Consider the following 22588-nt stretch of genomic DNA (forward strand, 5'->3'; position numbering starts at 1 on the left):
CAGCCGTTACGACCGATCGGTTGTGACGTGCCCGTTCTGTGGCTGACCGGGTACAGAGAAACCTGGCTCGTCAACCACGCCGGCCACAACACCGGCCACATCACCGGCGACAATCAGCCCGGACGCAAGGCGCACCCGCCGCGGCAGCCGGTCGATGGTGGACTGCCGGTGCGCGATGACGATCAGCGTCCGTCCGGGGCGGATGCGCTCCACCGCGGTCTCGAGCCGCCGTGCGACGGCGGGATCCAGATCGGCGGTGGCCTCGTCGAGCAGCAGCACCGGCGGGTCGACCAGAGCGGCCCGCACCAAGCCGACGAGCTGCCGCTCACCGGCGGACAGCAGCTCCCCGCGCGAGCCGACGGAGGCGTCCAGCCCGCCGGACAGCCCGGCCACCCACTCGGTGAGGCCGAGGGCCTCCACCGCCCGCTCCATCGCCGCCCGGTCCGGCTCGCCCGGGGCCAGCGCCAGGTTCTCCGCCAGCGTTCCGGTGATGATGTGGACCTGCTGGGGGACGAGGACGATCCGCCGGCGGATCTCGGCCGCCGGGACCGTCCGCAGGTCGACCCCGCCGAACGTCACCAGGCCGGCGTCCGGCTGGTAGAGGCCGCACAGGAGCTTCGCGAGCGTCGTCTTCCCGGAGCCGGTGCTGCCCACCAGGCCGGCGCGGTCACCAGCCGGGAACCGCACCGAGACGCCGCGCAGCACGTCGTCGCCCTCCGCGTATCCGAAGCGCACGCCGTTCGCGACGAGCTCGCCCCGCGACGGCAGCACCGCCCGCGCGGCGGCTGTCTGGGCCGCTTCGGTCGCGCCCAGCAGGTCGGCCAGCCGGGCCAGGCCCACCTTGGCGGTCTGCAGCTCGCCGACCAGCCGGGAGAGCCCCATCATTCCGTCGAACAGGTTGCGGGTCGCGAGCACGAACACCACGACCGTGCCGACCCCGAGGTGGCCGGCCCGGGCCAGCCACACGCTCAGCAGCAGCAGGACCGCGGTCGCCAGCCCTTCGAGGAGGTTGAACAGCTCGAGCCGGTTCTGGGCACCGACCGTCGCGTTCGACGCCCGCAGCAGCTCGTCGTTGTCGCGGCGGAACCGGTTCACCCATTCGCCCGGCCGCCCGGCCACCACCAGAGCCTCACCGGCCGCCAGGGTCTCGGTGAAGGTCGCGGTCATCGCGGCGTCGGCCGCGGCCTGCCGCCCGAAGACCACCTTGGCCGAGGCGTTGAACCACCGGATGACCCCCACCGCGGCGGGGAGGAACAGCAGCACGAGCACCAGGGACAGCAACGGCGAGTACACGATCAGGACGGCCGTCGTCAGCACGACGGTGAGTGCGAGACCGAGCAGGTTGGGCAACTGCTCCCGGATGAACAGCGACAGGTCGGCGATCTCGCCGGTGGCCCGGCGGAGCAGGTCACCGGTCCGATGCGCCTCCACGAACCGCAGCGGGGCGCTCGCCAGCCGCTCCACCACGAGATCGCGCAGGTCGTGCACGATCCGTTCGCCCGCGCGGGCGAGCACCACCTCCGACCACCGCAGCAGGAGCAGGCGGGCGAGCACGACCACGACGAGCAGGGCGACCGACACCCACAGCGCCGTGCGGTCGTGCGCGAGCACCGCGTCGACGCCGCGGCCGACGACCGGCGCGATCGCGACGAGGGAGGCGGTGCTGGCGATCGTGCCCATGATCGCCAGCACCAGGATCCGCCGGTGCGGGCGCAGGTGGCGCAGCGCGCAGCGCGCCGCGCCGCGGACGTCCGGCTCGTCGGCGAGAAGACGCACCTCAGCCACGGTTACCTCCGGCGGGCAGCGCGGCACCATCACCGAGCAGGGAGCTGTCGTCGTCTGGAAGCACGGCACCGCCGCCGGGCGGCCCGCCGGCGGCGCCCCGGTCCGGCGGGTGCAGCGTGACTGTCCGGTCGGCGGCGGCCAGCACCGCGGGCCGGTGCGAGATCATCACGATCGCGGCGGCCGGGTTCCAGGCCCGCAGCCGCTCGAGGACCGCCGCCTCGGTCTCCGCGTCGAGCGCCGATGTGACGTCGTCGAGCACGAGGACCGCCGGGCGGCCGAGCAGGCCGCGGGCCAGTGCCAGCCGCTGCCCCTGCCCGCCGGAGAGCGTGCCGCCGCGCTCACCGAGCACGGTGTCGTACTGGTCGGGCAGGCTCATCACGAACTCGTCCAGCGCGGCGGCGTGGCAGGCCGCACGCAGCTCGGCCAGCTCCAGCTCGCGGCCCAGGCGCAGGTTGTCCGCGACGGTCCCGGAGAGCACGAGCGGGCGCTGCGGGACGAGCCCGATCCTGGCCAGCACCTCCGTCCGGGCCGCGGCGCGCAGATCCACGCCGCCGAACGTCACCGTCCCGGAGTCCGGGTCCTCGAGCCGGCACAGCAGGTGGGCCAGGGTGGACTTGCCCGAACCGGTCGGCCCGGTCACGGCGACGAGCTCGCCCGGAGCCGCCCACAGCTCGGCCGGCCCGAGGACGGTGCGCCCGTCCCGGCGGACCACCACGCCGCCGGCATGCAGCACGCCGCCGGCCGGCAGCGGCACCGCGTCGCGGTCGTCGGCGGCCGTCCCCGGCAGGTCGAGCACCTCGGCGATCCGGCCCGCGGCGACGCGTGCCTGGCCACGCCCGGTCAGCAGATCCACCAGGACGGCGATCGCCAGCGCCAGCGTGGCCATCCAGGACGTGAAGGCCACCAGGCCGCCGACGGTGATGTCGCCGTTGATCGCCGCGGCGCCGCCGATGCCCAGGCCGGCCGCGATCGCCAGCCGTGGCAGGGCCGCCGGGACGGACGACCACCAGGCGGAGACCCCGGCGACCCGCAGGGCCGTGGAGGTGACCGCGCCGGACAGGTCGTGGTGGCGGCGGACGAGCACCCGCTCGCCGCCCAGCCCGCGCACCGCGGCGCTGGCCGCCAGCAGATCCTCCACCGCGTCCGCGCGGGCGCCGTGCGCCTCGGACAGCGCCTCGTTCGCCGCGTCGTAGCGGCCGGGGAAGAGCGCGTTCGCGAGGCCGACCAGCGGAAACGTGACTATCACGATGACGAGCAGCATCGGGTCGAGCAGCCCGGTCGCCGGGAGGACCACTACCACGGTCACCACGACCCGCACCCACAGCCCGAGGTTCTGCACCCACAGCCGGATGAGGTCGACGTCCCGGGTGACGCGCATCGCCAGGTCACCGCGGCCGAAGCGGGTCAGGGCCGGCCGGTCCAGCGTCACCACCTTGCCCACCAGCGCTTCGCGCAGCGAGTGCGCGATCCGGTTCGCCGTGACGCCCGACCACCACTGCCCGCCCGCCCCGCCGAGCAGGAAGGCGATCGAGACCAGCGCGGTGATGAGTGACCACCGCACCGTGGCCGCGACGTCCAGCGGGGTGATGCCGTCGTCGAGGGCGTGCTGGACGCACCAGGGCAGCGCCAGCATCGCCACCTGCTGCGTGAAGGTTGCCAGCGCGCTCAGCGAGAGCAGTCCGGGCATCGAGCGGAGCTGCGCCCACAACACGGTGTTGCCTGCCGACATGGCCATCCAGGACCGCTCCAGGGTGGGTGCTGGGCCAGGGCACGCGAGTGGCGCCGTGGTGACGCGTCCCGGTGCGCGGGCCAAGAAGAGACGAGAGTTCGCAGAGTCGGCGACAGACCACACCAGCGACATAACTTAGGTAAAGGTTAATTAAGTCGCAGGTCAGCGTCAACCGATGGGCCGGCATGACGGCGTGCTCAGAGCCCCCGCCGCTGCCGGGAGAGCAGCCAGACGAGGTAGATCCCGCCGACGGCGTTGGTGGCCACGCCGACCGGGAGCTGGGTGGGCGCAAACGCCCGCTGGGCGGCGAGGTCGCTCGACGCGACGAGCAGCGCGCCGAGCAACGCCGTCGGCAGCAGCGCGGCGCCCGGCGACCTGGCCAGGTGCCGGGCCAGCTGCGGCGCCGCCAGCGCAACGAAGCCGATCGGGCCGGCCGCGGCCGTCGCGCAGGAGGCGAGGGCCGCGCCCACCGCGAGCAGCGCGAGACGGCTGCGCTCGACCGGCACGCCGAGCGCCTTCGCGGTGTCGCCGCCCATCGTCAGCATCGACATGCGCCGTCCGTAGCAGGCTGCGGCGGGCAGCAGGACGGCCACCGCGACGGCGAGCGGGCGGACCTCGTCCCAGCCGCGGCGGTTCAGGCTGCCCAGCAGCCAGGTCTGCGCCGTGATCGCGTCCCCGAGGGTGGCCCTGGTGATCAGGTAGGAGTTCAGCGCCGTCAGCATCGCGGCGGCCCCGATCCCGACCAGGATGAGCCGCGGCCCGGCCACCCCGCGCCGGAACGAGAGCAGGTAGATCGCCACCGCCGTCACGACACCGCCGGCGACGGCACCGAGCGAGGTCTCGTAGACGGTGCCGTGCAGCACCAGGATGACGACGACCGCTCCGGTCGCCGAGCCGGCCGTGAACCCGATGATGTCGGGGCTGCCGAGCGGGTTCGCGGTCATTGTCTGAAAGATCGCCCCGCTGACGGCCAGGGCGGCGCCGACCATCAGGCCGGTCAGCAGCCGCGGCAGCCGCAGCGTGACGACGACGAAGTCCGTCCCGGCGCTGCCCTGGCCGCGCAGGCTGTCGAACACCTCGCGGGGCGAGACGGCGTACTCCCCCGTGATCATCGTCGCGACGCAGACCGCGGCGAGGACGGCGAGCAGCGCGCCGCAGACGGCGACCGAACGGCCGTCCACCCGCAGGGACAGCCGGTCGGCACGGTCCCGCAGGACCCATCCGCGCGGCGCCAGGCCGCCCGCCGCCGCGCCGACCGCCGCCGGGCCGACCCGTGCCGTGCCGCCCGCCGGCAGGCCCGCCACCGAAGCCACCCTCGCCGCCTCCTGCCCGTCCGTCGTTGTCATCGCCATCGCACTGTCATCGTCATCGCATCGGTGTCCGGTCCGCTCACAACCGGCCCAACCGTGCTCGACGGCACAGCACGATGAAGACTGGCGCGCCCACGAAGGCGGTGACCACACCCACCTCGAGCTCGGCGGGAGCGATGACCACCCGCCCGAGGACGTCGGCGGCCAGGAGCAACACCGGCGCGAGGACCGCGGAATAGGCGATCACCCACCGCTGGTCCGGCCCGCAGATCGTGCGGGCGACGTGTGGCACAGCCAGCCCCACGAAGGTGATGGGGCCGGCCGCGGCCGTCGCGGTGCCGCAGAGCAGGGCGATCGCGAGCACGCCCAGCGCCCGCGTGCGCACCAGGCCGACACCGAGGCCGTGCCCGGCGTCATCGCCCAGCGCCATCGCGTTGAGCGGGCCGGCGATCGCGAAGGCGACGGCCAGCCCCACGCCGGCGAACGGCGCGAGCGCGCCGAGCTGGGACGATCCAGCGCCGGCCAGGGATCCGACGTCCCAGAAGCGCAGCCGGTCGAACGTCTGGTGATCCAGGAAGGCGACTCCGTAGGTGAACGCGCCGAGCACCGCACTGAACGCGGCCCCGGCCACGACGAGCCGCTCGGGCGCGACGGCCGCCCGTCCGGTGGCGCCCAGGACGTAGACCGCGCTCGCCGCGACGGCGGCACCCGCCATCGCGAACCAGACGTAGCCGGCGGGGGTGGTCACGCCGAGAAAGGACACCGCCGCGACGACCGCGGCCGAAGCGCCGAGATTGACGCCGAGGATGCCCGGGTCGGCCAGCGCGTTGCGCGTCAGCGCCTGCGCCAGCGCGCCGCCGACCCCCAGCCCCACCCCGGCGACCAGGCCGACCAGCGTGCGCGGAACCCGCAGGTCGTGAACGATGACCGCGGTCTCCGACCGGTCGTCGTGCCACAGCACGCGCCAGACGTCCGACAGCGGCAGGTGGTTCGCGCCGACGGCGATGCTCAGCATGCCGACGACGGCGAGCAGCCCGAACGCCAGCACGAGTCCGGCCGCACGCGGCGGGCGCCAGACCGGCGCGTCAGCCGGCTCCCGGGCGCGCCCGTCCGCGTGCCCCGACAGCTGTGGCACCAGCACGGTCTGCTCCGCGGCCACCCGGACCACCGCTCCCTGATTCACGGAGGCTATTTAGGGCAGGCTAACCTTCTCCAGTCAACCGCTGCCATGAGGAGCGACGGCCGCGGGCCCGACCGTTTCGGACCGACCTTGACCAGGGACGGAGCTGCCCACACGATAAGTGAGGCTAACTTAATCGAATCGGGGTTGCGGCGCTTTGGGTACAGGACGTAGACAACCACGGACTCCCGCGCCGCGCGCGGCGCGGGAGTCCGGAGGCAGCGGGACGGGCGAGGGCGTGGCGGCGGGCGACGTAGCGGCCCCGGCCGGCTCGGTGACCCCAGCCGACGCGGTAACCCCGGCCGGTGCGGCGACTCCGGGGCAGGCGGGGGGACCCGGCCGGTCCGGGGAGGCCCGGCTGCGCGCCGAGAACCTCACGCTGGCCTATGAGCAGCGCGTCGTCGCCACCGGTCTCGGGCTGCAGATCCCGGACAACTCCTTCACCGTGATCGTCGGGCCGAACGCCTGCGGCAAGTCGACGCTGCTGCGCGCGCTGGCCCGCATGCTGCGCCCACGCACCGGCGCCGTGTACCTCGACGGGGCACTGATCCGGTCACTGCCGTCCAAGGAGGTGGCCCGCCGGCTCGGGCTGCTCCCGCAGACGTCGATCGCGCCGAGCGGCATCTTCGTCTCCGACCTGGTCGCGCGGGGGCGGTACCCACACCAGCGGCTGCTTCGCCAGTGGTCCCGCGACGACGAGGCGGCGGTGCGCGAGGCACTGGCCGCAACCGGGACCGACGACCTCGCCGACCGGTACGTCGACGAGCTCTCCGGTGGGCAGCGCCAGCGGGTCTGGCTCGCGATGGCGCTGGCCCAGCAGACACCGATCATGCTTCTGGACGAGCCAACGACGTTCCTCGACGTGGCCCACCAGATCGAGATCCTCGATCTCTGCGCCGACCTGCACGAGGATTCCGCCCGCACGCTGGTGGCCGTCCTGCACGACCTCAACCACGCCTGCCGGTACGCGACCCACCTGGTGGCGATGAAGGGCGGGCGGATCGTCGAGCAGGGAGTCCCGAACGAGATCGTCACCGCCGAGCTCGTCGAGGAGGTCTTCGGGCTGCCGTGCAGCGTGGTTCCCGACCCCGAGACCGGAACTCCGCTCGTCGTGCCCGCCTCCCGCGCCCGGCGCCGGCAGCTCGCCGGGCGCGCGAACGAGCACGACGGGACGGCCTCCGATGCCGCTTCGGAGGCAGAGACGACGGACGCGACGAAGGCGACCGAAGCCGCGGATGCCGCGGCGATGACTGTCGGCGCCGGCTGAGCGGTCGGATGTCCGCCCGGCCGGCCGGCGCCAGGGACATTCGGCGGTCCGCGCCTCCCAGCCGACCGCCGCCGGGAACGCTCGACGGTCCGCGCCAGCCTGCCCGCCGATCCCGCGCGCCGCGCCCATGTGCCGAGCTGTGGGCCCCACAAGGGCACCCGCGCGCCGAACGTGCGGGCCACCGGGTTTCGAGCCGTCCGTTGGCGGGGTCTGGCCTCCTGTCACCAGCGGAACGCGTCCCCCGGCCGCCGCCGGGCCGCGGCCTCCAGCCGAGGCGATGTTGTTAGGTTAGATTTTCCTTATCAGATGCGAACTTGCGGGTCAAGGGCAGGCGGGCGCCAGAACCGACGCATCGGATCCACTTGACCATCAACCCCAACCCACCTAAGTTAGCCTCACTTAACTTGCTCCCCATCCACAGCGAAGCCCGGCATCCACCGCCCACGAGACGATCACCGCGGGAACACATCCGTCAGGCGACTCACGGCCCCACGACAGGCCGGAATCCTCGACCGCTTCCCAGCCACCCCACGGCCGGGCCGGGCGCATCGAAGAACGACCTCAGCGACCCGCATGGATCCCGGCGTGATTGACCCTGCGGGGCCGCCGCCAACCGCCCGACCTCGGGGAACTCCTTGACAGCTCGACGCGCCACCCCGGAATATAAGTAAGGTTAACTTTAATACACGCCCGGTTACTATTGACCGACCAGAGGGGCAGCCGTGGTAGACCGTCCGCCGACCGCGGAACTCGGTGTGCACGACATCATCGGAGTCGGGTTCGGGCCCTCGAACATCGCTCTGGCGATCGCAGTCGAGGAACACAACAGCAGTGTCTCCGCCGGTGCGGCGCTGCGCGCCGTCTTCCTTGAACGCCAGGTGCGTTTCGGATGGCACCGGGGGATGCTCCTCGACGGAGCGACCATGCAGGTGTCCTACCTGAAGGACCTGGTGACCCTGCGCAATCCGTCGAGCAGCTTCACCTTTCTCTCGTTTCTCCATTCCAGGAACCGCCTGGTGGACTTCATCAACCACAAGACGATGTATCCGCTGCRCTCCGAGTACCACGACTACCTGGAATGGGCCGCGGGCCGGCTCGACGACCTCGTCGAGTACGACACCGAGGTCGTGGACCTGCGACCGGTGACCCACGAGGGCGAGATCGCCTACGTCGACGTGATCAGCCGGCACCGGGGAGACCCGGACCGGACGGTCGTACGCCGCGCCCGCAACGTCGTCATCGCGGCCGGGCTGGAGCCGAGACTGCCCGACGGTGTCGAGATAGACGACCGGACCTGGCACAACCACGAGCTGCTGCACCGCCTCGCGCGGATGCCCTCGACACCGCGCGGCCGGTTCGTCGTGGTCGGGGCCGGCCAGAGCGCCGCCGAGGTGACCGAGCACCTGCACACCCGTTTCCCGCAGGCCGAGGTCTTCTCCGTGTTCTCCCGCTACGGCTTCAGCCCGGCGGACAACAGCGGCTTCGTCAACCAGATCTTCGACCCGGACGCCGTCGACGAGTTCTACCACGCGCCCGAAAGCGTCCGCGCCATGCTGCTCGGCTACCACCGTGGCACGAACTACTCGGCCGTGGACATGGACCTCATCGACGAGCTGTACCGCCGTGCGTATCAGGAGAAGGTGCGCGGCCCCCGGCGGCTGCACTTCCTGCGCGCCTCCCGCGCCGAATCCTTCGAGAAGCTGTCGGACGGCGTCCGGGTGCACATCCGGTACCTGCCGACCGGCGAGAAGCGCACCGTGGACGCGGACACCGTCGTGCTCGCGACCGGATACCGCGCCCGCGATCCGCGGCGCCTGCTCGGCGGGCTGGCGGAGGCATGCCTCACCGCCGAGGACGGCCAGCTCCAGGTCGGCCGCGACTACAGCGTCGACACCGTCGCGGGGACCACCGCCGGCGTCTACGTGCCCGGCGCGAGCGAGTACTCCCATGGGATCTCCTCGTCCCTGCTGTCGAACATCTCCGTCCGGGCCGGCGAGATTCTCACGTCGGTCCTCGACCGCCAGGAGCTCGAGGTTCCCCTCGCCACGGTCCCGTCGGGGATCTCCGGTTCCAGGTACCTCGACCCACAGCCGAACGCCCAGCCGCAGAGCTGATCCGCACCGCGCCGCGACCCACCCGGAAGGAGCCTGCTCGCCAGCCGACGCGGTGATCCCGGCGTGGTAATCCCGGCGCTCTGGTCTCGGCACTGTGATCTCGGCACTGTGATCTCGGCACGGTGCCGCCCGCTCAGCCGGTCTCGACGGCGAGGGCGAACGGCAGCACGCCCGGCGCGCCGGCCTGGCGCAGCGCCCTGGCCGTGACGGTCATCGTCCAGCCCGTGACGATCAGGTCGTCGACGAGCAGTACCGGCCCGGTCAGCTCGGCGAGCGGGCCGGCGAGAGGCGGTGGCACCTCGAAGGCCGACCACAGGCCGGCGAGGCGGTGGGCGCTGTTGTGCACCCGGCCGGCCGCGGGCCCGCCGGCCACGCGGGGGAGCTGCCCCAGCAACGGCAGCCGCCCGACCCCCGCGATCCGTTCACCGAGGTCCGCCACCAGGCGCGGGCGTGTCCTGGACGCCACGGTCACCACCGCCGCCGGGCGCCGCTCCCACCGCCACTCGGTCAGGGTCCGCACCACCGCCTCGAACAGGTCGTCGGGGACGGGGCCGTCCAGGGCCGCGGGAGGAGGGGCGAGCAGCTGGCGCAGCCGGTTGCCCCAGCCCAGGTCGTTGAGCCGTGCGACCACGCGGCCGGGCTCGGCGGTGACCGACGCGGGAATCCGGCCGGACGCGGCGACCCCCAGCGTGCGCATGCCCGTCGGCCACATCCGGCGCGGCTCGACGGGCACGCCCGTCCGGCGCAGCTCCTCGCGGGCGCTGTCCCGCGACCGGGAGGAGACCTCGGTGGACCACACCCGGCCGGTGCACCGGTCACACCGGCCGCACGACACCGCGTACGGATCGTCGAGCGCGTGGCGCAGGAACTCCATCCGGCAGGACGGCGTGGCGATGTAGTCGAGCATCGCCTGCTGCTCGCGGGCCCGCGCGGCGGCGACGCGGCGGAAGCGCTCGGCGTCGTAGACCCACGGCTCGCCCGTCGCCTCCCAGCCGCCCTTGACCCGCCGGACGACGCCGTCCGCGTCGAGCACCTTCAGCATCTGCTCGAGCCGGGAGTGCCCCAGGTCGACGGCGGCGAGCAGCGCCTGCGTCGACATCGTCCGCCCGGCCTGGGCCAGGACGTCCAGCACCTGCCGGGCGACCGGCTCCGGGGGGAACGACGTGTCGGCGAAGTACCGCCAGATGTCACGGTCCTCGGTGGCGGGCAGCAGGACGACCTCGGCGGACTCCACCGCACGCCCGGCCCGCCCGATCTGCTGGTAGTAGGCGATCGGCGAGTTCGGCGCACCGACGTGGACGACGAACCCGAGATCGGGCTTGTCGAAGCCCATCCCGAGAGCGCTCGTCGCCACCAGCGCCTTCACCCGGTTGCCGAGCAGGTCCTCCTCGGCGGCGATGCGCTCGGCCGGCTCCGTGCCGCCGTGGTAGGTCGTCACCTCGTGGCCCTGGCCGCGCAGGAACGCGGTCAGCTCCTCCGCGCCCGGCTTGGTGAGCGTGTAGATGATCCCGGAGCCGGGTAGCTCGGCGAGATGGTCGGCCAGCCAGCCGAACCGCTGCTCGGCCGCGGGAAGCGACACAACCGCCAGCCGGAGGCTCTCCCGGTCGAGAGACCCCCGCAGGACCACGGTCTCCGCGCTCGTGGAGCCGGCCCCGAGCTGCTCGCTGACGTCCTCGACCACCCGCGCGTTGGCCGTGGCGGTCGTCGCGAGCACGGGCACGTCCGGCCGCAGCCCGCCGATCAGTGACCGCAGCCGGCGGTAGTCCGGACGGAAGTCGTGGCCCCAGTCGGAGATGCAGTGCGCCTCGTCGACGACGAGCAGCCCCGTCGTGGCCGCGAGCTCCGGGAGGTACTCGTCGCGGAAGGTCGGGTTGTTCAGCCGCTCCGGGCCGACGAGCAGCAGGTCCAGCTCCCCCGCCCGCAGCGCGGCGTAGACCTCGTCCCACTCCGTGAGGTTCCCCGAATGGATCTCCCCGGCCCGGATGCCCACCCGTGCCGCCGCGGCCGCCTGGTTGCGGATCAGCGCCAGCAGCGGGGAGACGATCACCGTGGGCCCCACCCGGGCCACCGGACCGCCGCCCGGCCTCGGACCGCTTGAACCCGAGTCACCTGGGTCCGAGCCGCCCGGGTCCGAGCCGCCGAGACCGCGCAGCAGCGCCGTGGCGAGGAAGTACACCGCGGACTTCCCCCAGCCCGTGCGCTGGACGAGCAGCACCCGCCGCCGCCCGCTGACGAGCGCGTCGATCGCCTGCCACTGGTCGTCACGCAGGACCGCGCCCGGCCCGGCCAGAGCCCGGAGCAGCTCCTCCGCCCGATCGCGCAGTGTCCCGCTGACCGTCGCCTGATCCGCCATGCCACCTGTCTACCGGACCCCACCGACAGCTCCTGGCCCGCGGCCGCCGGAACCGCCCGCGACGCGGGTGCGGTCACCGGAGCGGGCGCGAGCCGTCAGGCGAAGTCCTCCGGGCTGAAGGTCTTCGGCTCGACCAGGACCAGCCAGTTACCGGAGTTGTCGCGCAGCACAGCCTCCACCCCGTAGGGGCGGTCGGCGGGCTCCTGCAGGAACTCGACGCCCTTCGCGCTCAGCTCCTCGAAGGTCTTGCGGCAGTCGTCGACCCGCAGCCCGAGCCCGCCCATCTGCCCCTTGCCCAGCTGCCGGCGGACGAAGTCGGCGGCGTCCGCGTCCAGCGGCGGCCCCGGGACCATCAGGGTCGCCTCCAGCTCGGGCTGGCTGGGATGGCCGATCGTGACCCAGCGGAACTCGCCGCCCATCGAGACGTCCGTACGCGGCTCGAAACCGAGCACGTCGACGTAGAAGTCACGGGCCTTGTCCTGGTCAAGGCAGTAGATCGTGACCAGCGAGATGTTTGTGATCATGCAGGAACCGTACGCCGCGCGGCCGCGGGAACGCTTCTCTCAGATTGCGCCGTCCGAGGTCGTGTCGGAGGTGCACCGCAGGTCCATCGCGCCGCGCATGAACAGGTAGCACCCCGGCACGTGCGGGCCGCCGCGGGCCGCCCAATGGTTCCGGTACGCGGTCGGGCTCTCCCCGACGAGCTGGGTGAACCGGGCGGAGAAGGACCCGAGGCTGGCGAAGCCCACCATCACGCACACCTCGGTGACCGTGAGGTTCGCGTGCCGCAGCAGGTCCTGCGCACGCTCGATCCGGCGCCGCGTGACGTACCGGATCGGGGTCTCCCCGTAGGCCGCCTCGAAGCTTCGGACCAGGTGGAACTTCGACATCCGGCCGACCCGGGCAAGCACGTCGAGGTCGAGCGGCTCCCGGTAGTGCCGATCGATGTGATCGCGGACCCGGCGCAGATGCGGCAGCAGCTCAGCCGCCACCGGCCGGGCACCCGTCCTGGTCACACCGTCGATACTAGGGTCGCGTGCGATTCATCAGACAGTAGGCGGACGAGGCTGCGGCCTGTGGCTCAGGACGCCAGCTCGCACTGACCTCCCCTCCACCGGGCTGCACGCCGTGCCCGTGGCCAGCGCCAGGATCGTCCTCGACATGGTCCAGTCCGGGGTGATCCCGTTCCACTCAAACCTGCTCGGTATTCGCCGCAGGGCGACAGCTTCCCCGTCGGGCACGGGCTGACCCGTAGACGGGTCCCGCAGGTCGTTCAGACAGACCTGAGTCACGTTTGATGCGATGGCCTCGTCTGACCGGCCGTCGGCCAGGGCGGGGAACGTCGCGCGGAAGGCAGTCACGAAGGCGGTCACCTCGACCCGCTGCTGAAACGTCCCGAGCGGGCCTGCCACGGAAGTCGGACCTGCGGGAGGCCGGGCCTCCCCGTCCTCGGCCGAGATACATCCGGCCAGCGATACCAGTGCGACCCCACACACAACGGCGCTTCGAACCCGCACGACGTCCCCTCCGGATCATCGGCTCAGGACACTCGGAACCGCTCGACCGGGTTAACCGCGCCCGTGCCGGCAGCGACACTACGCGTACAGTCCCGCTGCCGTAACCATCACGAGAAAATGCGGGACTGTGGCCGAACCCAGCAGGCGCCTGACGAGCCGGATCGACCGGGACTTCGACGCCGGTACGAGCACCGAGATCATCGGGCAGCTCAGCGCCCTGGATACGGAATTCTACGGTGGGCAGAACGTCGAGCGCGTCCAGGCCGCGCTGGTGCTTTCATCGGCTGGATCATGGCGCCGGTTCGCCGCCGGTCTGCGCCTGTTGAGGACCGACTGGCGCGACGTTCTCGTTGCCGGCGGCCTGGCTGACGAGGACTGGCCACAACGACTCGACGCAGAGCTGCGGAGCACGTGAATCGTCCGCCCACGCGCCACCGTTCGGAACCTGACACACACTCCGGCCGTTACCGCTGGCATGGGAAACCCAACCGCATTACGGACGTCCGCTGCGGTGTCGGCGAACCGTACAGGCAGGCGCGCGGGGCGACCGCGTCGAGGCGCGGCGATGTCCGCGCGGATAATCGCAGCCTGCGTAGCAGGGATATCCTCGCGGCTTCTCACCGCCGCCACCGGCGCGGCCGCAGGATCTCCATCCCCACCGGATCCGGCCCCACTCGGACCACAGCGCCCTGCGGATCCGGAGGTCGAAGGCCCGGTGAATCTTGACCGGCTGAAGGTCTCGGTCAGCCGCACCGGAACCCCCCGAGGCGTGCGGGTGACATTCGACCGTCACAGCCGCACGGCCGACGGCGGCATACCGGCCGGCGCCCGGCGATTCGTCTTTCTCTTCGACTCGGCCCTCCGCTTCAATCCCACCGCGTTCCCGGTCTGTTCCAGGCAGACCATTGACACCGAGGGCGTTGCCGCCTGCCCGCCTGGGTCGAGAGTCGGTTCGGCGGTCGGGACCTACCTGGACGGCAGCCAGGTGGAGGCCGTCGCGGTGAACAGCCAGGTCGCCGGCGGCCCCGGCGTCCTTCTCGCGTTTCCCGCCACCGGCCTCGTACTCGAGCAGACGCTCGAGCGGGCCACGATCCCGTATCAGCGGGAGTACACCTGGGCGATCGACGAACTGCTGCCACCCAACGAAACCCCGCCGCAGAACAGGCCGGGCACCACCCGGTTCGTCATCACCTTCGGTGCCACGACCACCGCCGGCGGCCGTCCGGTCAGCTATGTCGAGACGGCCGACCCACACGGCCCGTACTCGTTCGGCCTGTGGAGCGAGTTCGTCACCGGCCAGGTCGCCCTGCCGACCGACCACGCCTTGCCGCGGCCACGCTGACCCATCCGCTTGCCACTTCAAGCCGAGCCCTCGAGCCGTGACCGAGGCCGACGACACGCCGATGATCTCCCGTGTCCTGACGCGCAGAAGCAACTACGCCGCGGCCCGCCGGGATCAGCGGGCGACACTCGGACACGCTCCGACGCACGGGCGTCGAGCGAAGCGAGGTGGGCCCCGTCGGCGCATCGGGCCGCCGGGGTCCTTGCCGTGCGCGGTGTGCGCGGTGTGCCGCAGGTAGGGTTCCGGCGTGTCTGAGCGGATCAGCCATGGTGCGTCGGGAGCAATCGGCCGTTTCGCCGGGTGGGTCGCCAGGGGTTCGGTCGGCCATCCACTGCTGGACGGCATCGACTACTGGACGGAGCTGAAGGAGTCGCCATCCCAGATGGAGATCTGCTTCGCGATCTTCACGAACGTCCTTGAACTCGACGACCAGGGCGAACCCACCAACCAGAAGTACGCCGAGCGCCGCGCTGCCCTCTGGCTCTACCGGTACTGCACGGGACGCCATCCGTCCGGTGAACCGGAGCTCGAACCGTGGGAGTGCGAGCTCCACTGACTCTCCCGCGCAGGAGCCGCGATCGCAATCCGCGGATCGGACCCGCTGGAGGCGTCAGCGACCGGAACCGATCAATCGGTCAGACGCGACAGCTTCGCTGGAGGCGCCGAGACGGGCCGCGCGCGCCCCGCGAATGCCGAGCCAGCCGACGACCGAGCCGATGGCGAGGGAGGCGACGGTCAGGACCAGGTGGACTGTAAAGAAGCTGGTCGGGCCATTGTCCCAGGAACGATCATCCTTCCACACGTTCCGAAGGAAATTTGGCCAGATTGCCCACGTCCACACACCAACAGCGACCAGGAACCAGGACGCACGCTTCGACAGAGTCACCCCACCAGCTTCGCACCCGAGCGACCGGACCAGCCGATCAAGGACGGTCGCACCACGTGAGGTCGAGCACGGCGGGCACAACCACCTCCAGAAGCCGGATCGCCGAGACTCCCTATGCGCTGAGCTTCAGCCCGGGCCCGGTGAAGGTCGTCATGATCTCGCCGAATGTCGTGTCTGGCAGGTAGCCGACGTCGACCGGCCCGGCGCCAACTCGGCTCCCGTTACCGAACTGCAGGGTCCACAGCATCGACTGTGGCACGGGCAGCGCAACGACAACTGGATCGGCGACGTCGTCAACCTGAGCCGTCAGCCAGGAGATCGGGTCAGTCGGCAGCGCGCACACATAAACGATCTCCCCCGCGGAGTTCGGTGGCGCCGCACGCAGCCGCTCCGCCTGGTCCTCGACGCCGAGCGCAGCACCCAGCCGCTCCGCGACCAGTTGCCGCTCCCACCCGAAGGCATCCTGAGCAATCCGAACGACGACCCCGCGCAGCTCCTGCTCAAGATGCACAAGGATCTCGAAGTCGGAGTCTCCGTCGAAGTACCAGGTAAGCGCCTCGGGCAGGGCCCCACGCAGCTCCGCCGCGGTCGGCTCCGCAACCGCCAGACCAGGGCACTGCGGCGACCATGCCGACCAGGACTCGCCGTCCCGCCGCACGATCACCGTGATCACCCTAGCCACCGTGGATCACCTCCAGTGCCTCCTCCACGGTCAGGCCCACCTGCTTCACCAGTATCTGACGAACCAGGCCCGGACCAACAGTCACACGATCGTGGAACGCCAACCGGAGCCGCGGGCGCCCTTCCGCCTCCAGCCATCGGTGGGACGAGCCGTCCTGCCTGGTCACCTGGTACCCCAGCCGCCCGAGCACGCGCAGGAGCTGCCGAGCCTTCAGCGATGGGAACTCCCCCGTCACGACAACATGGAGATCAAGGCTCGCCGACGGCGGTACCCGTCACCATCAGTTCGAGAGAACGCCTCCACCCGCACCTCCACACCATGATCACGTATGCGATCCAGCGTAGACATCCGCGTGTGAAAGAAGGCGTCCTGGACACGAGGAGACACGACACAAGCTCTGGGAGCGCCGTACCTAGGTCATAGGTGAATGTTCTACAAATTCGGCCAGATCGCCCACGTCCACACACCAACAGCGGCCAGGAACCAGGACGCACGCTTCGACAGAGTCACCCACCAGCCTCGCACCGGCCGCCAGCCATGGTCTCCGTGTGGGGGCGCGAGTTCGGACACGTTGTCCGCCATGATCTACTGCGTGTCGCCGGGCACCTCGACGGCGGTGTCGAACAGTGGATCCGCAGCCGAAGCCGAGTGCGCGTGAGGCTGGACCTGTCCGCACTCGCTGGTCGCGTTCAGCGGCGAAGGGCGGTTTCCCGCTCGATGCGCGACAGCTTCTCGGGGTTGCGGACGGCATAGAGCCCGGTGATGAGGCCGTCGTCGATGCGTACCGCCACGACGCTGTCGATCTCGCCGTCGAGCCGGAGGATCAGCGCCGGGTAGCCGTTGACCTGTACCTGCTGCAGCGACATAACAGCGTCGATCCTGCCCAGCCCGGCGGCTAGCAGCCGGGCTACCTTGCCCGCTCCGACGACAGGGCGCAACACGGCCTGTTTGACCCCGCCGCCGTCACCCAGCAGGACGATGTCCGGGGCGAGGATGTCCAGCAGGTTCTGCAGATCGCCGGTCTCGACCGCCCGCTGGAACGCGTCGAGCGCGCCTCGGGTCTCAGCTGCGGAGACGACCGCACAAGGACGGCGCGCGGCGACATGCGCCCGCGCCCGGTGAGCGATCTGGCGGACCGTGGCCGGGCTCTTGTCGACGGCTGCCGCGATCTCGTCGTACCCGAAGTCGAACACCTCGCGCAGCACAAACACGGCCCGCTCGGTCGGCCGAAGCGTTTCCAGCACCAGCAGCATMGCCATGGAGACGCTGTCGGCCAACGCGACATCCTCGGCCACGTCGGGCGCGGTCAGCAATGGCTCTGGCAGCCAGGGGCCGACGTAGGACTCCCTGCGCCGGCCAAGCGTGCGCAGTCGATTCAGCGCCTGACGAGTGGTGATCTGCACCAGGTACGCCCGCTGGTCCCGCACGGTGGCGAGATCGACGCCTGCCCAGCGCAGCCAGCTCTCCTGGAGGATGTCCTCCGCGTCCACGGCCGAGCCGAGCATCTCGTAGGCGACCGTGAACAGCAGGTTGCGGTGGGCGAGGAACACCTCGGTAGCGGGGTCTGGACAGGCGTCCTCCTTCATGGGCCTCACAGCGTCGGGCGTCATCGGCGAAGTACCGGCCATGGATAACTCCTATTCACGCGCGGCTGGACCAGCCATGAGACGCCAGACCCCGCCGGTTTGTGACACCCAGGGCAGCCCTTCCGCCGTCGGCTGCCCCGTCACGCGACGACGGGACGGCAGCGTGGACAGCGGGGCCGGATATCGCCGATGGACGTCCGACTGGGCCGGTCGCGACCGCGGCCGATGGCGGCTGATCCGCCGATCGCGAGCCGACGGTCGGAGTGATATGTGGTCCAGGTCATAAGGCCACGTCGTCACGGGGACTGGGGTCGCTGGCATCTGGTGTTCGTCCAGTGCGGCAGCACGCAACACCACGAGTGAGGACGACATCATGGACGCCCGATTCAACATGTTCGGCAACGAGCTCGCCACCAGGTTCGGCAAGCGGTTCGCGAGCGCCAGCCTGGTGATCCACCAGTCGTCGCTGCCAAAGCCCACCCAGGAGCTAGTGTCGCTGCGGGCCAGCCAGATCAACGGCTGCGGCTTCTGCGTCGACATGCACACCAAGGAGGCCGCGGCTGCCGGTGAGACCTCCACCCGACTCAACCTGGTCGCCGCCTGGCGCGAGGCAGACGTATTCACCGAGGCCGAGCGAGCCGCGCTGGCACTCGCCGAAGAGGGAACCCGGCTCGCCGACGCCCACCTCGGCGTATCCGACGAGACCTGGGCCCAGATCCGCAAGCACTACGACGACGACCAGATCGCGGCCCTCGTCTGCCTCCTCGGCCTGATCAACGCGGCCAACCGGATGAACGTGATCGTGCGCAACCCAGCGGGTGGCTACGAACCCGGCATGGCCGCCAGCTTCGCGAGCTGACCGGGGGGTGCCCCGGCCGGGGTTCATCCCCCGGCCGGGCCGCCGCGTCCAGTGGCTACGACACCCGACCAGCTAGGTCATAGGTGAATGTTCTACAAGTTCGGCCAGATGGTCGGTACTGCGCCCTTCGCTGTCGTCGGCGGATGGTCGGATCGTGGACTCGACAGTCGCTGTCCTGGCGGTGGCGGTGCCACGGCCACCGTGTTCGCCCTGGTCGGCAGCAGCGCTCCCGAGGGGTGGCACGCATCGTGACTCGGGATCGAACCGGGCTCGGGCTGGTCAGCGTCTACGGAGATGTGGCCCGGAAGGCCTGACCGGCTGCGGTGAGGAGAACCGCCGAGTCGTCGACGGCCGCGAGGGCGTGGCGTGTAGGCGGGATAGTGACGTGGTCGCCCGCACCGCCGTCCCAGGTCTCCTCGCCGGCGGTGAGCCGCACGTGGCCCCGCAGTACCTGCAAGGTCGCCTCGCCGGGGCTCTCGTGCTCGGCGAGTTCGCGGCCGGCGAGCAGGGCGATGACGGTCTGACGCAGCATATGGTCGTGCCCGCCGTGGATGGTGTGCGCGGCGCGGCCGGCGGGAGCCTGCCGGGCCACTGCCAGTTGCTCGTCTGCCAGCGCGGTCAATGAGGTCTTCTCCACGGCGCGATCTTCCTTCCCGTGTCTGGTGGGGCCCGTGTCTGGTGGGCTCGCGGTCAGGCCGTTGTCAGCAGGAGGATGCCGCCGGCGAGCAGCGTCGCGACCTTGGCCGTCTCCAGCGCGACGTAGGCATGGTGCGCGCGCGAGCGGGGCGCGTCCAGGCCGGCGAGGACCGCGTCGGAACGGCGCGTCAGCCGCGGACGGACGAACACGAGCTGCGCGGCGAGCACCGCGACCGCCACCGCGAGGACGACGAGGGCGGCCGCAGGAGGCCGGTCCGCGGCGAGGGCGGCGACGACCACCACCGCGAGGACGGCCTCGACCGTGTTGAGCGCCCGGAAGACCAGCCGACCGACACCCAGGCCGATCTTCAGGGTCATGCCGGGGGCGCGGAACTTCAGCGGCGCCTCCAGGAACGAGATGGCGAGCACCATGCCCAGCCAGAGAAACGTCATCGCGACGGCGACCGACTGTCCGGTGGTCATGAGCCGGCCCGCGCGGGGACCAGATGGGCGAGGCACAGGTCCGGCTCGGCGAACGGCTCCAGCCGGTCGACGGTCAGCGGCGCTGCCCAGGCCTCGAGGGCACCGCGCATGACACCCAGGTGAATCGGGCACACGACCCGCGCCATGGTCTCCGCGAGGTCCAGGAACGGGCAGTGCCGCAGCCCGACACGCAGGTCGGCGCCGGCGGACGTCGCGGTGTCCGGCGGATCCGGCGCGAAACCCAGGTAGTCGAGCAGCCGAACCAACCGTTCGGCCGGCTCCGCCGGTCCGGTGATGTCGCCGCCGTCGCCGCGCCCGACAGGCCGTTGCTCACTGGAGGCGCCGGGCGTCGCCGCGGCGAGGCCACGCCCCCAGGCGTGACCGGCCGCGACCGCCCGTGCGCCCGGGTCCGGCTCGGCGGCCAGGTTCTCGGCGAGGATCTCGGCCAGAAGTCGGTAGTGCCGCGGCCCCGTCCGGTCCATCCCCCGACGCGCGCGGAACAGCGACGGTGGCCGGCCGGGCCGATCGCGGTCGGACGGCGCCCGCTCGACCTGCCCGTTCTCGACGAGCGTGTCCAGGTGGAACCGGACGGTGTTCGGATGCACGCCGAGACTCGTGGCGATCTGTGTGATGCTGCGCGGCCCGTTCGCCGCCTTGAGCACCCGCAGGACGTCGTGGCGCCGCCCGGCAGCGGCCGGTCTCGGGTCGGACCTCATCGCCCACCTCCCTGACCGCGGGGTGCGGGGCCTCGCCACGCCCGCCCCGTCCCTCGCGGCGACGCATGCCTTCCCGATCACGCGGCTCGTGACCTGAATTTATACAACCGACGCTTGTAGAAACAGGGGGCGGAGGGCCGGTCGGAGGCGACCAGACGGCCTGCCGGCAAGGACCAAAGACCATGCCCATACCCATGCCCGAGTGTGGGCGGCGCAGCCGGCACCGCGACCCGGTGGGAACCGTCACATCGCAGAAAGAGGTACTGCCAAGTCCTCTTTGCTAGCGTGGCCGTCGTCAGCTTCTACACGTCATAGAAGACGCTCCCGGTGGCGGTCGAGGAGGTGTCAGAACGATGCAGCTGACGCAGTCCACCGATCTTGCGCTGCGCGTGCTCATGCTCGCGGCGACGCGCACGTCCCGCCTGACCATCCGCGATCTCGCCGAGTCGCTGGATGTACCGGTCACGCACATGGCGAAGATCGTTCAAAGGCTGCAACGGCTGGAGCTGATCGTCACGATGCGTGGCCGCGCCGGCGGTGTCCTGCTTGCCCCCGAGGCGTCCCGCGCCCGCGTCGGGCAGATCGTGCGAGCGCTCGAAGGACCAGGCGAGGTCATCGCGTGCGACGCGCCGCCCTGCCCGCTGCGATGCGCCTGCCGGCTGCGGCCACTGCTGCGCCAGGCGCAGGAGAGCTTCCTGGCGACGCTCGACGCGGTCACCATCGAGGACCTCGTCGGCCCACCCGCCGGGCCGGTCCTGCTCGCCCTGGCACCCCCCGGCCGGGCTGGCCCGTAGGCAGGCCGGCCAGCCCCGTCGCCCTTCCCACCCTGTTGCCGCACGGAGGTTCCGCCATGCTGTCCGAACGGTCGGCCGACGTCGTACGCGCCACCGCCCCCGCCGTGGCGGCGCACGGAGTCGCCATCACCTCGGCGTTCTACGACCGCGTGTTCGCCGCCCATCCGGAGCTGCTCCGCCTGTTCAACCAGGGCAACCAGGCCAACGGGGTCCAGCGTCGAGCGCTGGCCGCCTCCGTCGTGGCCTTCGCCCAGCACCTCGTCGGCACGAGCGACACGCCGTTCGGCCCGGTGCTCGAACGCATCGCGCACAAGCACGTCTCCCTCGGTGTCCTCCCCGAGCAGTACACGATCGTCGGCAGGCACCTGCTCGCCGCGGTCGGCGAGGTCCTCGGCGACGCCGTCACGCCAGAGGTCCACGCCGCGTGGGACGAGGTCTACTGGTTGTTCGCGGTCTCCTTGATCGCGGAGGAGGCCCGGCTCTACCAGCAGGCCGGAGTGGACCCGGCCCAGCCCTGGCGGCGGTGGCGGGTGGCGGCGCGAGTGCCCGACGCCGAGGGCGTCGTGTCGTTCGAGCTGGTTCCCGCGGACGACGGACCCCTACCGTCCCACCTGCCCGGGCAGTACGTCTCGGTCGCCGTGGACCTCCCGGACGGTCGTCGGCAGCCGCGCCAGTACACGCTGTCCAACGCGCCCGGTGCGGACTCACTCCGGATCACGGTGCGCCGGGTGGCCGGCGCGAGCGGAGCCCCCGACGGCCTGGTCTCCAGCTTCCTGCATGACAGTGTGAAGGACGGGGACATCCTCGAGCTGAGCGCACCCGCCGGCGACGTCACGCTGCCCGCTGGCAATGACCCGCTGCTGCTGATCAGCGCCGGCATCGGGATCACCACGACGGTCGCCATGCTCGCCCACCTGGCCCGCGCGCGGYCCGACCGCCAGGTCGTGGTCGCGCACGCCGACCGCTCACCACGGACGCACCCGCTGCACGCAGAACTCGTCTCGCTCGGCCGGCTACTGCGCTCGTTCGACCTGCGCACCTGGTACGAGCGGGCAGACGGCGAGCTGGCGGCACACGAGTACCTCGGGCTCCTCGACCTCGCCCGGGTACCGGTCCCGGCCGGCGCCCGGGTCCACCTGTGCGGCCCCATCCCGTTCATGCGGGACATCCGCGCCGGCCTGCTCGACCGAGGCGTTCCCGCCCAGCGCATCCAGTACGAGGTCTTCGGCCCCGACCTGTGGGCCGGCAAACCCGAGCCCTTCGACCGCGTTCCCGGAACAGACGCATAAACGGTGTTCGGTACCGCGGAAAAGCGGGTCCTGTGCCGGGAGCTCGTCGTCCGCGGCGGT

At 71.5% G+C, this 22588-nt stretch carries 23 protein-coding genes; 8 read left to right on the plus strand and 15 right to left on the minus strand.

Annotation, left to right across the window (positions count from 1 at the left end):
* Positions 1-6 precede the first annotated feature (6 nt).
* The 4 genes from BBK14_RS27085 to BBK14_RS27100 all read right to left on the minus strand — a co-directional run bounded on the left by BBK14_RS27085 (position 7) and on the right by BBK14_RS27100 (position 5992).
* Positions 7-1785, minus strand: a complete 1779-nt coding sequence (locus BBK14_RS27085; protein WP_071066170.1) for an ABC transporter ATP-binding protein — start codon at positions 1783-1785, stop codon at positions 7-9.
* Positions 1778-3520: an ABC transporter ATP-binding protein gene (locus BBK14_RS27090; RefSeq protein ID WP_071066068.1), complete on the minus strand. Its 1743-nt coding sequence runs from the start codon at positions 3518-3520 to the stop codon at positions 1778-1780. Before BBK14_RS27090 ends, BBK14_RS27085 begins: the two co-directional genes overlap by 8 nt.
* A gap of 191 nt (positions 3521-3711) precedes the next feature.
* Positions 3712-4866: a FecCD family ABC transporter permease gene (locus BBK14_RS27095; RefSeq protein ID WP_241831877.1), complete on the minus strand. Its 1155-nt coding sequence runs from the start codon at positions 4864-4866 to the stop codon at positions 3712-3714.
* Positions 4867-4903: 37 nt separating this feature from the next.
* Positions 4904-5992 carry a FecCD family ABC transporter permease gene (locus BBK14_RS27100; protein WP_071066172.1) on the minus strand — a complete coding sequence of 363 codons (1089 nt, stop codon included), beginning with the start codon at positions 5990-5992 and terminating at the stop codon, positions 4904-4906.
* A gap of 250 nt (positions 5993-6242) precedes the next feature.
* Here BBK14_RS27100 and BBK14_RS27105 point away from each other — a divergent pair, with 250 nt between their 5' ends.
* On the plus strand, positions 6243-7271 hold the full coding sequence (locus tag BBK14_RS27105; RefSeq protein WP_476739409.1) for an ABC transporter ATP-binding protein: 1029 nt from the start codon (positions 6243-6245) through the stop codon (positions 7269-7271).
* A 722-nt stretch (positions 7272-7993) separates the two neighbouring features.
* Positions 7994-9385, plus strand: a complete 1392-nt coding sequence (locus tag BBK14_RS27110; protein ID WP_071066069.1) for a lysine N(6)-hydroxylase/L-ornithine N(5)-oxygenase family protein — start codon at positions 7994-7996, stop codon at positions 9383-9385.
* A gap of 133 nt (positions 9386-9518) precedes the next feature.
* Here the strand turns inward: BBK14_RS27110 and BBK14_RS27115 are convergent, their stop codons facing one another.
* The 3 genes from BBK14_RS27115 to BBK14_RS27125 all read right to left on the minus strand — a co-directional run bounded on the left by BBK14_RS27115 (position 9519) and on the right by BBK14_RS27125 (position 12754).
* Entirely contained in the window at positions 9519-11738 is a 2220-nt protein-coding gene (locus BBK14_RS27115; protein WP_071066070.1) for a RecQ family ATP-dependent DNA helicase, read from the minus strand.
* A 95-nt stretch (positions 11739-11833) separates the two neighbouring features.
* The gene (locus BBK14_RS27120; protein WP_071066071.1) at positions 11834-12262 is read right to left on the minus strand and encodes a VOC family protein; all 429 of its coding nucleotides are present in this window, start codon (positions 12260-12262) and stop codon (positions 11834-11836) included.
* A gap of 39 nt (positions 12263-12301) precedes the next feature.
* The gene (locus tag BBK14_RS27125; protein WP_083391284.1) at positions 12302-12754 is read right to left on the minus strand and encodes a helix-turn-helix domain-containing protein; all 453 of its coding nucleotides are present in this window, start codon (positions 12752-12754) and stop codon (positions 12302-12304) included.
* A 628-nt stretch (positions 12755-13382) separates the two neighbouring features.
* Between BBK14_RS27125 and BBK14_RS27135 the strand changes: the two genes are divergently transcribed.
* The 3 genes from BBK14_RS27135 to BBK14_RS27145 all read left to right on the plus strand — a co-directional run bounded on the left by BBK14_RS27135 (position 13383) and on the right by BBK14_RS27145 (position 15153).
* Positions 13383-13670 carry a hypothetical protein gene (locus BBK14_RS27135; RefSeq protein WP_071066074.1) on the plus strand — a complete coding sequence of 96 codons (288 nt, stop codon included), beginning with the start codon at positions 13383-13385 and terminating at the stop codon, positions 13668-13670.
* Between the two features lie 360 nt (positions 13671-14030).
* A complete protein-coding gene (locus BBK14_RS27140) occupies positions 14031-14597 on the plus strand; it encodes a hypothetical protein (RefSeq protein WP_146776793.1) in 567 nt (188 codons plus the stop codon).
* A 247-nt stretch (positions 14598-14844) separates the two neighbouring features.
* Positions 14845-15153: a DUF7677 family protein gene (locus BBK14_RS27145; protein WP_071066076.1), complete on the plus strand. Its 309-nt coding sequence runs from the start codon at positions 14845-14847 to the stop codon at positions 15151-15153.
* A gap of 54 nt (positions 15154-15207) precedes the next feature.
* On the opposite strand, the gene BBK14_RS27150 is transcribed toward BBK14_RS27145, so the two are convergent.
* The 5 genes from BBK14_RS27150 to BBK14_RS27165 all read right to left on the minus strand — a co-directional run bounded on the left by BBK14_RS27150 (position 15208) and on the right by BBK14_RS27165 (position 17751).
* The gene (locus BBK14_RS27150) at positions 15208-15483 is read right to left on the minus strand and encodes an SCO4848 family membrane protein (protein WP_071066077.1); all 276 of its coding nucleotides are present in this window, start codon (positions 15481-15483) and stop codon (positions 15208-15210) included.
* A gap of 112 nt (positions 15484-15595) precedes the next feature.
* The gene (locus BBK14_RS27155; RefSeq protein ID WP_071066078.1) at positions 15596-16165 is read right to left on the minus strand and encodes a hypothetical protein; all 570 of its coding nucleotides are present in this window, start codon (positions 16163-16165) and stop codon (positions 15596-15598) included.
* Complete coding sequence (locus BBK14_RS27160; protein ID WP_071066079.1) at positions 16158-16400, minus strand: type II toxin-antitoxin system HicA family toxin; 243 nt, start codon at positions 16398-16400, stop codon at positions 16158-16160. Before BBK14_RS27160 ends, BBK14_RS27155 begins: the two co-directional genes overlap by 8 nt.
* Before the next feature lie 197 nt (positions 16401-16597).
* Positions 16598-16747: a hypothetical protein gene (locus BBK14_RS43010; protein WP_157904349.1), complete on the minus strand. Its 150-nt coding sequence runs from the start codon at positions 16745-16747 to the stop codon at positions 16598-16600.
* 107 nt (positions 16748-16854) lie between these two features.
* Entirely contained in the window at positions 16855-17751 is an 897-nt protein-coding gene (locus BBK14_RS27165; RefSeq protein ID WP_018501430.1) for an RNA polymerase sigma-70 factor, read from the minus strand.
* Between the two features lie 373 nt (positions 17752-18124).
* On the opposite strand from BBK14_RS27165, the gene BBK14_RS27170 reads away from it, so the two are divergent.
* Positions 18125-18610 (plus strand): carboxymuconolactone decarboxylase family protein, encoded by a 486-nt coding sequence (locus BBK14_RS27170; protein ID WP_018501429.1) that lies wholly within the window; start codon positions 18125-18127, stop codon positions 18608-18610.
* A 286-nt stretch (positions 18611-18896) separates the two neighbouring features.
* On the opposite strand, the gene BBK14_RS27175 is transcribed toward BBK14_RS27170, so the two are convergent.
* From BBK14_RS27175 to BBK14_RS27185, 3 genes are all read right to left on the minus strand, one after another.
* A complete protein-coding gene (locus tag BBK14_RS27175; protein ID WP_241831878.1) occupies positions 18897-19232 on the minus strand; it encodes a cupin domain-containing protein in 336 nt (111 codons plus the stop codon).
* A gap of 68 nt (positions 19233-19300) precedes the next feature.
* Positions 19301-19729: a hypothetical protein gene (locus tag BBK14_RS27180; protein ID WP_071066081.1), complete on the minus strand. Its 429-nt coding sequence runs from the start codon at positions 19727-19729 to the stop codon at positions 19301-19303.
* Positions 19726-20445, minus strand: coding sequence for a helix-turn-helix transcriptional regulator (locus BBK14_RS27185; RefSeq protein WP_071066082.1), 720 nt, complete (start codon positions 20443-20445; stop codon positions 19726-19728). The genes BBK14_RS27180 and BBK14_RS27185 overlap by 4 nt, the downstream gene beginning before the upstream one ends.
* Before the next feature lie 353 nt (positions 20446-20798).
* Here BBK14_RS27185 and BBK14_RS27190 point away from each other — a divergent pair, with 353 nt between their 5' ends.
* Both BBK14_RS27190 and BBK14_RS27195 read left to right on the plus strand, forming a co-directional pair.
* Positions 20799-21239, plus strand: coding sequence for an RrF2 family transcriptional regulator (locus tag BBK14_RS27190; RefSeq protein ID WP_071066083.1), 441 nt, complete (start codon positions 20799-20801; stop codon positions 21237-21239).
* Between the two features lie 56 nt (positions 21240-21295).
* Complete coding sequence (locus BBK14_RS27195) at positions 21296-22528, plus strand: globin domain-containing protein (RefSeq protein WP_071066084.1); 1233 nt, start codon at positions 21296-21298, stop codon at positions 22526-22528.
* The last annotated feature ends 60 nt before the right edge of the window (positions 22529-22588 follow it).

Source organism: Parafrankia soli (genome assembly GCF_001854695.1).
GTDB classification, from domain to species: domain Bacteria; phylum Actinomycetota; class Actinomycetes; order Frankiales; family Frankiaceae; genus Parafrankia; species Parafrankia soli.

Bases quoted from the DNA above. Each gene is read 5' to 3' on its own strand.
- BBK14_RS27185 (WP_071066082.1), bottom strand. From the start codon at position 20,445: ATGAGGTCCGACCCGAGACCGGCCGCTGCCGGGCGGCGCCACGACGTC.
- BBK14_RS27115 (WP_071066070.1), bottom strand. From the start codon at position 11,738: ATGGCGGATCAGGCGACGGTCAGCGGGACACTGCGCGATCGGGCGGAG.
- BBK14_RS27170 (WP_018501429.1), top strand. From the start codon at position 18,125: ATGGACGCCCGATTCAACATGTTCGGCAACGAGCTCGCCACCAGGTTC.
- BBK14_RS27180 (WP_071066081.1), bottom strand. From the start codon at position 19,729: ATGACCACCGGACAGTCGGTCGCCGTCGCGATGACGTTTCTCTGGCTG.
- BBK14_RS43010 (WP_157904349.1), bottom strand. From the start codon at position 16,747: ATGGCGGACAACGTGTCCGAACTCGCGCCCCCACACGGAGACCATGGC.
- BBK14_RS27095 (WP_241831877.1), bottom strand. From the start codon at position 4,866: ATGGCGATGACAACGACGGACGGGCAGGAGGCGGCGAGGGTGGCTTCG.
- BBK14_RS27120 (WP_071066071.1), bottom strand. From the start codon at position 12,262: ATGATCACAAACATCTCGCTGGTCACGATCTACTGCCTTGACCAGGAC.
- BBK14_RS27190 (WP_071066083.1), top strand. From the start codon at position 20,799: ATGCAGCTGACGCAGTCCACCGATCTTGCGCTGCGCGTGCTCATGCTC.
- BBK14_RS27090 (WP_071066068.1), bottom strand. From the start codon at position 3,520: ATGGCCATGTCGGCAGGCAACACCGTGTTGTGGGCGCAGCTCCGCTCG.